We start from the raw sequence: 13069 nt of genomic DNA, 5'->3' as shown, positions 1-13069 counted from the left end.
ATGTTATCTATCCTTCCAGGCCGCTCAAATCTTCTAACTCCAGCTCGCCCTCTTCCCCTTCTTCTTCCAGCGTTTCGATCCACATGTCGTCAAACGTATGCTCCTGTGTCAGATGAATCTTGCCGATTTTCATCAGTTCCAGAATTGCCAGGAAAGAGACCACGACCTCCAGTTTGTCTCTCTGACGCTCCAGCATCTGACGAAAACTAAATTTCCGGTGTTGTCTTGCATAATGCATGACATCCATGATCTTGTTTTCCAGACTGATCGGCTCCCGTTTGATCGTGCCGAATTTGCTTCGGATCGGATCCAGTTTTTCTTTCTGTCGGCGCATAACGGAATCGAAAATCCGCTGCAGCTTTGCCAGCGTCAGACCATCTAACATCTGGTCAAGATCAACCGGCGGTTCATACTTTGCCACTTCCCTTGGCACAGTCGGTTTCTTAAAAAGAATATCGCCGGCCTGGTCTTCCATGTCAGCCAGTTCCTGCGCCAGAAGCTTATATTTTTTATATTCCAAAAGTCTGGCAACCAGTTCCGCTCTCGGGTCCGTTTCCTCTCCGTCCTCATCCACCTCCGGAGCAGGAAGCAGCATACGGGACTTGATATCCAGCAGGGTAGCCGCCATCACCAAAAAATCGCTGACAATGTTTAAATCTTCTTTTTCCATCTGGTTTACATAGTCCAGATACTGTTTGGTAATCTCCACAATGGGAATATCGTAAATATCGATTTTATTTTTTTCGATCAGATGTAAAAGAAGGTCCAGCGGGCCTTCAAATTTCTCCAGTTTATAAGAAATGGTCATAGTTTCTTTTTCCTTCTGGTCTGCCGCCAGGGCAGACGAACACGTATGTTACAGTATAACAAAAAACCTCTGTTCTGTAAATATGTTACTGTTTACGCAAGCGTGTCCAGCAACATAACTATACAAAAACAGAGGTAAAAAAAACTATTCTTCCGTTTTCTTCGGCTGCAGGCGAATGACAAGAAGCTGCGGCCGGTTACAGAACCGGATATTGATGGAATGCGTGCCAAGTCCCCTTCCGACAATCATGTATTTACCATCTTTTTCAAATGTTCCAGCGCAATACGGATGGAAGAACTGATACTGCGGAGTCATAACACCGCCCACAAACGGCAGACGGATGGTTCCGCCGTGGAAATGCCCGGATAAGGTTAAGTCTGCTCCCCAGTTCGCATACTGTTCAAAATATAAGGGTGAATGCGCCAGTAAAATCTGGAAACAGGTCGGATCTGCCGGTCCCAGGTGTCGGGACAGGTAATCTTCCCTCATACGGGCCGGAACAAAGTCCCGGTAGCAGGCCTGATCCAGATTCAGACCGCTGATCCGGATCTCCTCATTTAAATTTACAGACCGGTCTGATAAATATGCAATATTACGTTCTTTTAAGAGAACCCGCAGCTGACGGTAAAGGTTCCCGTACGTATCTGTCTCCCGCCCAAGACGCTGCTCATGGTTTCCGTTCCCATAGTAAATACGGAACGGTTTGTCGGAATTTTCCCCGGTCGTGAGGGTCTGCACCTCACACAGACCGTCTAAGAAGCGCCTGGTCACTTCCAGATTTGCCTTTCCAGGCTTTGCGACCATGACATCACCACCGATCAGGACCACATCCGGCCGAATGCTCTGAATCGACGTGAGCAGCTGTTCATTTCCATCTCCAAATTCTTTATCGTGTAAGTCCGTTAAGAACACCAGGGTTCTCGGGTTGCGGATCTTTTCTGAGCCGATCGTGATTTCTTCTGTCACAAAATGCCTGCGCTCATAGCCAGAGCGAATCAGACCAGCCGCTGCCACAGCAGCACCTCCCGCCATGACAGCGGAAAGGATTTTCATTTCGGTATTCAATTTCTATCCTACCCTTTCTAATCATTATTTATTACTGACACTGCCCTGGGCAGTATCGTTTATTTTTCTGACCACCCAAGCATGCTGCACAGTTTGCATAGTATATCGGGCGGCTTAGATTTTCCCGGCTGCATGCAGTTGGAATCCATAGTCCAGCATAGCCTTCGTATCAGTATAATGCGTCCCCTTGGCTTTCATGACAACTGCGATCAGGCGTACTCCGTCGCGTTCCACCGCTGTCACAAGCGTATTTCCTGCTTTTGAAGTATATCCGGTCTTGCCGCCAATGATGCCTTCATAATAGCGGGAATCGGTCTTATACATCATTTTGTGACCCATGGTAATGGTGTGGGCTGCTGCATTTTTAATTGCCGGGAATTCATAAGAAGTTGTGGTATCGATCTTGCGGAACGTGTCATTTGCAACAGCTGCCCTCAGGATCAAAGCCATATCGTATGGTGTTGTCTTGTGGTTTTCGTTATTTAATCCGTGTGGATTTGCAAAATGAGTATTCTTGCATCCAAGTTCCTTTGCCTTCGCGTTCATAAGGTCTGCAAAAGCGCTGACGCTTCCGGATACATGTTCTGCCAGTCCATTGCCGATCTCATTTGCAGATTTTAATAAAAGTCCATACAAAGACTGTTCCACCGTCAGCTGATCGCCTGCAGAAACGCCAAGCGCTACTGCCCCGGATTCCAGATTTGTGGTTGCTGTCTCAGAAAATGTCACCGTATCATTCAGATTGCAATGTTCCAGCACCACAAGCGCCGTCATGACCTTGGTAATGCTTGCCGGATAAAACTGCTGATCCTGATTTTTTCCGTAGAGAACTTCTCCCGTTGCTGCATTTAAGAGAACCGCGCCCTCAGCTGCCACCTCCGGCTGCTTGATGTCGGCTGCGGATGCAGTTGATTGTGTTGCCGAATCCTGATTATTCGTTGCTGTGCCGGGATTTTCATTTCCTGCACTCACTGTTTTGGAAGAAGTATTCCCGGATACCGCTGTCCCAGAATTGGAAGCTGCCGTTCCAGGTCCAAGATTTAAGATAGCGTCAAGCACAGCGACCGGTGTCTGCCCTGCAGCCGGAAGCACCGCCGGGCGGTCTGAGGTCACGCCGTTTCCCGCTGTTACCGTATGACTTGTACCTGGTGTCTGGGAAACCGCCTGTGAGGTTCCATTCTGTGATGCTGCAGTTTCTGATGCGCTTTGCGCCGCACTGCTTTCTGAGGTTTTCTGCGCTGCACTGGTTTCTGTCGCACTGCTCTGTGCCGCATTTGTTTCTGCCACACTTGTCTGTGCGGTTTCTCCCGGTGCCAGACCTACGGTAACGGTTCCTGCCGCAAATGCATTCGCCGCCTGGGAAAGAGCCAGCGCAAGACCAAGGCTGAGTATCTGTACTTTATGTTTATGCTTCATCGAAAGTCTCCTTATTCATCACAATAGTCTGTATACACAATACCAATAGTATAGCATAGAACCTTTCCCGCAAACATAACAACTTTCTTAATCTTCCCGTTCTATTTTTTAAACAGCACCGTAAATATAGAAGTAACAGGTTCCGCTCTGGAGAACTTTTATGCAGTTTTTCCCTCATCCCAAACGCAGCATATGTAAAAGGCTGGCCGCTGCAACCGCTCTGTTTTTGTGTGCTTTTTTTGCTGGAGGTGTTGTGGCACATGCTATTTCGAACCTAAAAATAACATCCAAAACCGACAGGCAGGTTCTTGACTCTCCAACAGACAACACCGGAAGCAGACTTACCGCTTCCTCATCTTCCCACCTTTCCCCCGCTTACGAAAACTGGGGTCTCAGCTTCCAGCAGGAAGGAAAGCCCCCGGTTGCCAACGCTACTTCCGACTACCTGAAACAGTTTCAGGCACATTATATTGCAGATACAAACGATTCTGTCATCTACCTTACTTTTGATGCCGGATATGAAAACGGAAACACCGCAGTTATTCTGGATGCCTTAAAAAAGCATAACGCTCCTGCTGCCTTTTTTCTGGTCGGAAATTACCTCGAAACCAGTCCGGAATTAGTCAAACGCATGGTTGCAGAAGGACATACCGTCGGCAACCATACCTGGCATCACCCGGATATGTCAAAGATTGCCGACCAGGCATCTTTTTCCGAAGAATTATCAAAACTGGAAGTGAAATACCAGGAGGTCACCGGGCAGACCATGAAAAAATACTACCGTCCGCCCCAGGGAAAATACAGCGAATCGAATCTGAAAATGGCGAAGGAAATGGGCTATCACACCTTTTTCTGGAGTCTCGCTTATGTAGACTGGTATGAGAACAAACAGCCCTCACATGAAGAAGCGTTTCAAAAGCTGCTTGGACGCATCCATCCGGGTGCCATTGTCCTGCTGCACAGCACTTCAAAAACCAATGGGGAAATTCTCGATGAATTACTGACAAAATGGGAAGAAATGGGTTACCGTTTTGGAAGCCTGGATGAAGTTGTTAATACGGATCAAAAATAGGAAAGCAACTGGAATTATCTGACATTTCATGCTATGATTACTATCAGTAGAAAAAGGAGGGATATACTTATCATGCATGCATTTACCTATCATTGCCCTACCGAAATCGTATTCGGAAAAGATGCCCAGTTAAAGACTGCCGATTACATCCGCAAATACGGTGGAAACCGTGTTCTCCTTGTATATGGAAGCGGCAGCATCGAACGCAGCGGCTTATTGCAGCAGCTTTGCCAGATTTTGACAGAAAGTCAGATTCCTTATGAACTCTTTGGCGGCGCAAAGGCAAATCCAACCTTGGAACATGCCAGAGAAGGCGTAACGCTTGCCCGCAAATTTGGTGCTGACTTTATCCTGGGAGCCGGCGGTGGTTCTGTCATCGATACAGCCAAAGCGATTGCAATTGGTGCCGCAAATGCTCCTACTGACATCTGGCAGTTCTGGACCAGAGAAAAAACTCCGCATACCGCACTGCCTGTCGGTGCAATCTTAACGATTTCCGCTGCCGGAAGCGAATCCAGCGATTCTGCAGTTTTAACCAATCTTGCAGATGGCGTAAAACGCGGTCTTGGCTCAGAATTAAACCGTCCCCGTTTTGCCATCATGAATCCGGAGCTCACGCTGACACTTCCGCCATACCAGGTTGCCTGCGGCGTCACGGATATTATGATGCATACCATGGACCGCTATTTTAATCCTCTGGAAAATGAACTGACTGATGCAATTGCAGAAGCGCTTCTTCGCACGGTCATTGCAAACGGTCGGATTGCTGTCCAGGATCCGCACGATTATGATTCTATGAGTGAACTGATGTGGGCTGGTTCTCTTTCCCACAATGGGCTGACCGGGCTTGGAGGCAGCAAAGACTTTGCGGTCCACCAGCTTGGTCATGAGCTCTCTGCCATGTTTGATACAGCACATGGCGCTTCCCTCGCGACGGTATGGGGCTCCTGGGCCAAATTCGTCTGCAACACAAAAATTTCCCGCTTTGCACGTTTCGCAAAAAATGTCTGGGGTGTAACCACCTCCGATGAAACCCAGGCCGCTATGGAAGGAATCGAGAAAACGGTTGCCTTTTTCCGCTCCATTGGCATGCCGGCTTCTTTCGAAGAGAACAAAGATATCGGACTCCAGGATGATACAACCCTGCACGATCTGGCCTACCGCTGCACTTATCACCGGACACGAACGATTGGAACATTCCGGACTCTTCAGGAAGAAGACATTTACCAAATCTATAAAAATGCAAATCATACTTCGAAATTCTAAATAACAATTTAAGTATATGACAAGGGCCGTGTGAGTTGCCAAAAGGCAACTCACACGGCCCTATTAAAGTGAATCAAATGGTTATTTTCAAATCATCCCATCACGAATGATATCATGATCACGCAGAACTTTTTCAATTACAGTTCCCTTGATTTTCTTTAATAATGGTTTCTTCAACATATTAAGCGGTCCCGGAAGTTCCATCTCAAGCGGGGATTTTCCGTCCATCAGTTTGACCGTGCTGTCTAAGAGATTACGGATATCGTAGACACTGCCCCACACCTCCGGTACACCGCGGTCTACACCAAGCAGACCATATACAGACTCCATAGCCGTACGCACAGAATACTCGGTTGTGAAGATGGTGTCGCGTGGAGTCTCGGCAAACTGTCCCAGAAATGCGAAATTTACGCAGCCATTCGGAATGACATCCGGGCGGTCGCCTTTTCTTCTCGGCATGAAAAAGGCAGTAATATACGGCATCATGGTCGGTACACAGACAGCGTGGTTTTCGGCCAGGTCGTCGATCTGGTCTGCCGGCACTCCCATATGGTACAGCCACTCGGCCGTAATTTCCTTACCGGTACACTCTTTCATTGGCTTTTTGATATAGTCGCCCGGCACGTCAGTAAAGAGGCTGTAGATCCAGACGCAGATTTCTTCCTTCTTCTGGTTTTTGAACTGTCCCTGACGGTTGATAGTCCAGCTTAAGAGCCACTTGGAATCCTGGCAGCTTACAATGCCGCCGGTTACCACGCGTCCGCTTCGCGGATCGCGTTTACAGATCTTCTGGATATAGGAAATGATCGTATCGTCGGACGTGGTGACCGTCGCAGATTCCCAGTTGGTTTTTTCGATATCGGAACAGAACTTTTCCGGATGTCCAAATGCGTCATGCTGTTTTGCGATATTTTTCCACAGCTCCCAACATCCGCTGACACGACGCTCGGCATCTCCCACCGGTGCGTGGTTCTGGTCTCCATAAATGGTTCCTTCCGTGCAGCTTCCGTTTGTGACAAAGACAAGGTCTTTTTCGGTCAGCGGGATCTCGGTCTCCATTCCGTTTACGCTGCAGAGAATCTTCTTCGCTGTCTTTTTCGTACCTTCGATATCGAAAATCACATTGGTCACACGGGTGTTAAACTGGAACTGCACCCCTGCGTCCTCAAGATATTTCTGCATCGGCAGGATCAGGGAATCGTACTGGTTGTATTTTGTGAACTTCAATGCAGAGAAATCCGGGAGTCCGCCGATATGGTGGATAAAGCGCTGGAAATACAGCTTCATCTCCAGGGCACTGTGCCACGTTTCAAAAGCAAACATGGTGCGCCAGTACAGCCAGAACGTCGAGCCAAATACCTCATCATCGAAAACATCTTCTATTTTTTTGTCATAAAGGTCTTCATCGCGGGTAAAGAACAGCTTCATGATCTCCATGCAGCCTTTCTGGCTTAAGTTGAACTTTCCATCGGTATGGGCATCTTCCCCACGGTTTTTGGTTGCACGGCAGAGGGAGTAGTTCGGGTCATGCTTATTCAGCCAGTAATACTCGTCCAGCACGGATGCTCCCGGTGTCTCCAGGGAAGGGATACTATGGAACAGATCCCACAGACACTCAAAATGGTCTTCCATCTCCCGACCGCCTCGCATCACATAACCGCGGAGCGGATCCTCGATGCCATCGCAGGCACCACCGGCAATGTCCATAGCCTCCAATATGTGGATATGTTCTCCCTTCATCTGTCCGTCACGAACCAGGAAGCAGGCTGCTGCCAGAGCTGCCAAACCGCTTCCTACAATGTAAGCCGATTTTTCATCCACACCCTCCGGTTTTTCCGGACGTGCAAAGGCCTCATAATTACCGTTTGAATAATAGATTCCCTTGCTGTTCTTTGTCTGTTTCCCGCGCTCGGTATTGCGATATTCCTCCAGTTCTTTCTGGCGCTGTGCTTTGGATTGTGAATTTTTTGTTCCCATACCATTCTTCTTCATGAGCATGGTCCCGGCTCCTACGGCCAGAAGCGATGCTGCTCCAAACTTGGCAAGTTTCTTGTTCATCGTATTCTTCTCCTTCTTTTCTGCAAACATATAACCCTTGATACTCATAGAAACAATGGAGCGCCCAAATTATGGCGATCCATCATTTTTTAATTTATGATCCCCAGACATACAATTATTATCCGTAAGTCGAATTTCCATGTAAAAACAGGTAACCTTTCGGAAATCCCGTTTACTTCAGGGAAACCTGTACCGCCGGACGCAGCCGTCCTGCGATCATAACCGCGAGTGCGCAAAGCATCAGATCCGGAAGCATGGTTGGCAGACAATATACGCCGAAGATCACACGAAGTGCTGTCGGTGTCTGGGAGGACAACAGGTGTGTGATCATATAAAAATAAAGGATTCCCATTCCGTAATATGCGGTATAGCCTGCCAGGGTAACCCAAAACCAGGAAATAGCTTTGGTTGGACGAAGCTTTTCGCTAAGGAAGCCCATCATCCATGCGGCAATAGCAAAGCCAAGCAGAAAACCAAAGGTTGGTCTTAAAAGATAAGCCGGTCCGCCGCCACGGGCAAAAATCGGGAAACCAATTAATCCGGTTACCAGATACGTGGCAACGCTTCGAAACGCCCGTTTCGACCCAAGCAGCAATCCAGCCAACAGCACAAACAGCCACTGCAGGGTGAAATTCATGGTATCTACACCAACCGGGATCACAATTTTCATAAATGCCCCAATTGCGATCAGTGCTGCGAACAGGCCACTGACTGCTACATCCATCGTCAGACTGCGGGATGCACTTCGGGATGTTATTATTTTTTCTTTCATAATGTATTTTGTCCCTTCTGTAAATATCCACGAACCATTATACCCATTTTTCTTTCATTAGACAAGAAAAAGCCGGAGCGTTCATTTATTTGAACGTTCCAGCCTTTTTCCTTGAAATCTTTCTGAAATTATAGCTCAGTTACAAACAAGAATCAAGAATGAACGGTTTTTTCCTCTTTCTTACTTTCATAGCAAAACGTCCGGATTTCTGTTTTCCGGTTCACGATCCCCGGCATCCAGATCATCAGATGTGCCTTGAAATCCAGGGTATCTGCCGCTTCCACGAAAGGTTCTTCCCGAAGAACCACAGACTGGATTCCTTTTTCTGCCAGAACCTTCTGTCCTTCCCGCGCCGCTTTCATGACAACCTCATACTGGTCATCCCGCTCTGGTCCAAAGCTCCGGTCTGGGTAAGCGGATGCTGCCGTCTTTAGCTTTTCTGCCAAAAGGTCTATTGTCTTTGCGTGGGATTTCCGGTGCAGAAGCCTTGCCACATACTTTGTCATCCATTTGCCCGGGTGTTTGCAGTATCTCACAAGTACCCGCTGTAAAGAGCGATCATCGCTTTCCTTTGCAAGCTCCAGCATGACCTCCCATGCTTCTTCTGCCAGCACCCAGCCATCCTCCCGGTCCGGGAGATACTGTGGCGGCACAGACGGGTAACAGGTAAAATTCAAAGGCGGGAACTTTGCAAGCCAGGCCAGCTTCTGTTCCTCCTCATTGCAGCAGTCTTCTCCCATATATTCGTATTTGTCCCACAAAATGGCAATGCGGTACTCTAACTGCCGCAGATATTCATAGCCTTTCACCCAGAAATGGCCGATCTGCCCGTAATCGTATAGATGATATTCCGGCTCCAGCTTTTCAAAAAACACTGTAAAAACATTGTGCCCCTGATGAACCACCAGCGCGGAACGTTCTTCCTTCCGGTCCAGATGCGTTTCCAGTTCTCCGTCATACTCTGCAAGGTAGTCTCCGGTGATGCGCGCATTCCGAAACGTCAGAAAACATTCCACTGCATCGTTCATCAGGTAAACCAGGCGAATATCCTGCGGTGTGTGAAACTCATCTTTCCCCTTCAGGAGTTCAAACTGATTCTGCTGGATCAAAATTTCCAGCATCCGATATGCGTTCATAGCGTTATTCCTGCTCTCCTTCGTTTGCTTCTTCCATATTGATATCCGGTTCTGCTGGCGTTATGTCTGCGTCATCCGTATAGCGGATGCGCAAAACTGCCTGAGACCAGTTCAGACTGACATGCGGCGTTTTTGTGCGCTCCTTGCCAGCCTCCTGGATCTGTTCCAGCAAATCCTCCAAAACCTGCTTTGTCAGATAACCGCCCCGCCAGTGAAACGTCAGGAGTTTTCCCTTCTTTGCTGCCTGCAGTGCCCGTTTTTTTACATCCTCCAGTTTGGTAAACGACAATTTCTTTTCTTTATAATAGAAATGATCACTATTGCTGCAGGCTGGTGCCGGTGCGATCAGCGGTTCGTGATCCCGGAAGATGGCTTTATCGTCCAGATTGAAATAATCGTAACGGATTTCCTCCCCGGTCACGCTGCATTTTCCAAGGCTGTTATCGAACGTGGCATCCAGATGATAATAGGTGCCATCAATCCGGACAATGTTCCAGGTATGGCGGTATTTGATGCCTTTTTCCGGATTATTGCCGCAAATCGCGATCATGCACCAGATTCCAAGCGCATCGCAAAGAATCTTTACTGCTTTGGCAATCCCTTCACAAACACCCACGCCTTGCCCAAGCGGACCAATGATCTCGTGGGAATAGGCCTTCTTTAACTTGTCATAGCGGATATTCTCACAGATAAAATCGTGAATATATTTTTCCTTTTCCCATTCGGAAAATGTCTTTGCCGGGCGGACCAGCTTTTCCACCCGTGCCGTCATCGCTTTCTGATGTTCCCGGATCTTGCCCTTGTCAAACAGATACTCTGGTTTCATGATAAGGTTTGGGGAATCCTGGTAATGCAGGAACCGGAATCCGGATGCCCAGAAAAGTTCCGGATGATCCAGCCGGAGCAGCAAAAATACCTCCGAAAGCTCCTTCGCCTCCAAAAGGGGCAGCTGGAAGCTGTCCGAGAGTTCTGTAAGACCCGCAAGCATGCTACGGTAAGCCGCCTGACGGGGTTTTGTCATATGATCATAATAATAGGTTCCAGCCATCTTGTTTCTACTTCTTTCTGCAAATTACAAAACATCAGTTCCACACTGCAATTACTTTCTGTCGATTATAACATTCTTTCCTGATTTTTGCATCGAATTTCTTTTTATTGCAGACAAATATTGATTTTAGCGCTATAATCTCATTAAACAGATACCAGTTTTCATTATGTCGAGGATACCAGATTATGCTAATATACGATTTTTCCAAACGGGGGACTCGCCCCCTCTACGAATTTCTCTACCATTGTTTAAAAGAAGATATCCTGACCGGCCGCATCCCGTCAGGCACAAAGCTTCCTTCCAAGCGGGAACTCGCCTCGGATAACCAGATCAGTGTACGCACAGTCATGAATGCCTATGATCAGCTGCTGACGGAAGGCTACATCACCTCCGAGGAAAAACGCGGATATTTTGCCGCAAAGCTGACGGCTGAGCCGGACCGTGCCGCGTTTTCGCCCTATTCTTCTCCTGCACAGGCTAAAAATGCAGAAGAAATGGAACCACTTTACAAAGAAGACAGCTGGTATGCGGACTTCACCTCTAACAACACCATTTACGAAAAATTTCCCTTTTCCTTATGGAGAAAAACCATACGGGAGGTTTTAAGTGAATACGAGCTGGAGCTGGTTGAAAGGGCACACTTCCTTGGAGTCCCGGCGCTGCGCGCTGCAATCGCAGACTATCTGTACCGTTCCCGCGGTATGCGGATTTCTCCGGAAAGCATTGTCATTGGTGCCAGCATTGAATACCTTTACGAGAAACTCATCAAACTTCTGCCGGAGCACTCTGTTTATGGTGCGGAAAATCCAGGATACCGCAAGATTCCTCGTATTTACGAGGAGTTTGGACTCTCCTGGAAAAGTCTTGAAATGGATGACTCCGGTGTCAGTATGGAAAGTCTTCGGGCGAGCGGCGCCAACGTTCTCCACGTTTCTCCGGAGCACCACTACCCCCTCGGCACAGTTACGACTGCCGGGCGTCGCCAGGAACTGCTTTCCTGGGTTTCGGAAACTTCAGACCGCTATATCATCGAAGACGACTATGACTGCGAATTCCGTTACTCAACCAAGAGCATTCCTGCCTTACAGAGTATGGACACCAGTCATAGGGTGATCTACATGAATACATTCAGCAAAAGTCTTGCACCGGCCATCCGCATCAGCTATATGGTTCTGCCAAAGAAGCTGATGAGCCGTTACATTTCCGGAGCCAACTTCTACTCCAACTCTGCGTCCAGCTGTGAGCAGTATGCTCTGGCCCGCTTTATCGAAAACGGCTCTTTTGAACGGCACTTAAGCCGTCTGAAAAAATATTACCGCCAGGAGGGCGAACGCCTGCTGCGCATCTTAAAGCAGAGCACCCTGATCCCGGCATCCCGCATCACCGGCGGAAGCTGCGGCACGCACCTGCTTGTCTATCTGGATACCTCCATGACCGATGTGGAGATCCGCTGGGCGGCCAGAAGCAAGGGCATCAACTTGGCCTGCCTGTCCGAATTCTGTACGGAAATCCGCCCGGAATACGAACATGTGCTGGTCCTAAACTACTGCGACCTGGATGAACGCACACTGATGGAGACTGTAAGAAGGCTGGGAAACATCTTTATCCAGTGGTAGCAGAGAGTCTCATTTCCGTCTCAGGGACTGATCCTCGCTCCGTTATCTCTGGTATCTAAATTATTTTTTATTTTGGCCGTTTTTCAAGCACCAATATCCTGTTATGATGTAGCCATGACGAACGAACGGAACCGCCTGGGACAATTCCCCACAGGAAATCATTTCCTCGAAATCACTTTTCGGTTCTGTATTCTGAAGGCTTTTGATTCGAAATCGAAAGCATCAAAAATTACATTATCAGGAAAAGGAGCGTGTATCTTATGGCAACAACTTACTATTTCTTACCAACCAGAAACTTATTCGGTGAAGATTCCGTCCAGGAGGCTGGTACCCTGATGCAGAGCCTCGGCGGCAAAAAAGCAATGATCGTGACCGATTCCTTCCTTGCTTCTTCCGGTATGGCAGCCGACATTCAGGAAATTTTGAAGAAAGCCGGTGTAGATAGTGTTGTATTCGGCGGTGCAGAGCCAAACCCGAAAGATACCAATGTCGTAAGCGGACTCGAGATGTTCCGTTCAGAGGGTTGTGATTCCATCATTTCTCTCGGCGGCGGTTCTTCCCACGACTGTGCAAAAGCCATCGGTCTGGTTGCTTCCAACGGCGGCGATATCCGGGATTACGAAGGTGTGGATAAGTCCACCAAACCAATGTGCCCGATGATCGCGATCAACACAACCGCCGGTACTGCTTCTGAGATTACCCGCTTCTGTATCATTACTGATACCAGCCGTCACGTCAAGATGGCAATCGTAGACTGGCATGTCAAATATTGTTCCGCTTCTTTTCAATCAAACATTTTGCCAAATACATTT

At 48.1% G+C, this 13069-nt stretch carries 10 protein-coding genes and 1 pseudogene; 4 read left to right on the top strand and 7 right to left on the bottom strand.

Going from position 1 to position 13069, the window contains the following annotated elements; genetic code table 11:
* Window positions 1-7: 7 nt before the first annotated feature.
* The 3 genes from DWZ40_RS01870 to DWZ40_RS01860 form a co-directional block, all read right to left on the bottom strand.
* Window positions 8-808, bottom strand: coding sequence for a segregation/condensation protein A (locus DWZ40_RS01870; RefSeq protein ID WP_118540454.1), 801 nt, complete (start codon window positions 806-808; stop codon window positions 8-10).
* A 144-nt stretch (window positions 809-952) separates the two neighbouring features.
* On the bottom strand, window positions 953-1873 hold the full coding sequence (locus tag DWZ40_RS01865; protein ID WP_347560022.1) for a metallophosphoesterase: 921 nt from the start codon (window positions 1871-1873) through the stop codon (window positions 953-955).
* 114 nt (window positions 1874-1987) lie between these two features.
* Entirely contained in the window at window positions 1988-3289 is a 1302-nt protein-coding gene (locus DWZ40_RS01860) for a D-alanyl-D-alanine carboxypeptidase family protein (protein ID WP_118540452.1), read from the bottom strand.
* 253 nt (window positions 3290-3542) lie between these two features.
* On the opposite strand from DWZ40_RS01860, the gene DWZ40_RS01855 reads away from it, so the two are divergent.
* Both DWZ40_RS01855 and DWZ40_RS01850 read left to right on the top strand, forming a co-directional pair.
* Window positions 3543-4361 carry a polysaccharide deacetylase family protein gene (locus DWZ40_RS01855; RefSeq protein ID WP_118540668.1) on the top strand — a complete coding sequence of 273 codons (819 nt, stop codon included), beginning with the start codon at window positions 3543-3545 and terminating at the stop codon, window positions 4359-4361.
* 72 nt (window positions 4362-4433) lie between these two features.
* A complete protein-coding gene (locus tag DWZ40_RS01850) occupies window positions 4434-5627 on the top strand; it encodes an iron-containing alcohol dehydrogenase (RefSeq protein ID WP_118540451.1) in 1194 nt (397 codons plus the stop codon).
* 87 nt (window positions 5628-5714) lie between these two features.
* Here DWZ40_RS01850 and DWZ40_RS01845 read toward each other — a convergent pair whose 3' ends face one another.
* The 4 genes from DWZ40_RS01845 to DWZ40_RS01830 all read right to left on the bottom strand — a co-directional run bounded on the left by DWZ40_RS01845 (window position 5715) and on the right by DWZ40_RS01830 (window position 10614).
* Window positions 5715-7685, bottom strand: coding sequence for an oleate hydratase (locus DWZ40_RS01845; RefSeq protein WP_118540666.1), 1971 nt, complete (start codon window positions 7683-7685; stop codon window positions 5715-5717).
* Between the two features lie 172 nt (window positions 7686-7857).
* Window positions 7858-8457, bottom strand: a complete 600-nt coding sequence (locus DWZ40_RS01840; protein WP_118540450.1) for a biotin transporter BioY — start codon at window positions 8455-8457, stop codon at window positions 7858-7860.
* A gap of 152 nt (window positions 8458-8609) precedes the next feature.
* On the bottom strand, window positions 8610-9593 hold the full coding sequence (locus DWZ40_RS01835) for a DUF3878 family protein (RefSeq protein ID WP_118540449.1): 984 nt from the start codon (window positions 9591-9593) through the stop codon (window positions 8610-8612).
* 4 nt (window positions 9594-9597) lie between these two features.
* Entirely contained in the window at window positions 9598-10614 is a 1017-nt protein-coding gene (locus DWZ40_RS01830; RefSeq protein WP_243035157.1) for a transglutaminase domain-containing protein, read from the bottom strand.
* A 212-nt stretch (window positions 10615-10826) separates the two neighbouring features.
* Between DWZ40_RS01830 and DWZ40_RS01825 the strand changes: the two genes are divergently transcribed.
* Window positions 10827-12257 (top strand): PLP-dependent aminotransferase family protein, encoded by a 1431-nt coding sequence (locus DWZ40_RS01825; protein ID WP_118540447.1) that lies wholly within the window; start codon window positions 10827-10829, stop codon window positions 12255-12257.
* 260 nt (window positions 12258-12517) lie between these two features.
* Window positions 12518-13018: pseudogene (locus DWZ40_RS01820) on the top strand (iron-containing alcohol dehydrogenase); the annotation flags it as partial.
* Window positions 13019-13069: the final 51 nt, after the last annotated feature.

Source organism: Clostridium sp. AF32-12BH, from assembly GCF_003477935.1.
Taxonomy (GTDB): Bacteria; Bacillota; Clostridia; order Lachnospirales; family Lachnospiraceae; genus Brotaphodocola.
The sequence above is the reverse complement of the archived record's forward strand: the minus strand, read 5'-3'. Positions and strand labels throughout refer to the sequence as shown.

Bases quoted from the DNA above. Each gene is read 5' to 3' on its own strand.
- DWZ40_RS01870 (WP_118540454.1), bottom strand. From the start codon at position 808: ATGACCATTTCTTATAAACTGGAGAAATTTGAAGGCCCGCTGGACCTT.
- DWZ40_RS01860 (WP_118540452.1), bottom strand. From the start codon at position 3,289: ATGAAGCATAAACATAAAGTACAGATACTCAGCCTTGGTCTTGCGCTG.
- DWZ40_RS01850 (WP_118540451.1), top strand. From the start codon at position 4,434: ATGCATGCATTTACCTATCATTGCCCTACCGAAATCGTATTCGGAAAA.
- DWZ40_RS01845 (WP_118540666.1), bottom strand. From the start codon at position 7,685: ATGAACAAGAAACTTGCCAAGTTTGGAGCAGCATCGCTTCTGGCCGTA.
- DWZ40_RS01840 (WP_118540450.1), bottom strand. From the start codon at position 8,457: ATGAAAGAAAAAATAATAACATCCCGAAGTGCATCCCGCAGTCTGACG.
- DWZ40_RS01835 (WP_118540449.1), bottom strand. From the start codon at position 9,593: ATGAACGCATATCGGATGCTGGAAATTTTGATCCAGCAGAATCAGTTT.
- DWZ40_RS01830 (WP_243035157.1), bottom strand. From the start codon at position 10,614: ATGACAAAACCCCGTCAGGCGGCTTACCGTAGCATGCTTGCGGGTCTT.
- DWZ40_RS01825 (WP_118540447.1), top strand. From the start codon at position 10,827: ATGCTAATATACGATTTTTCCAAACGGGGGACTCGCCCCCTCTACGAA.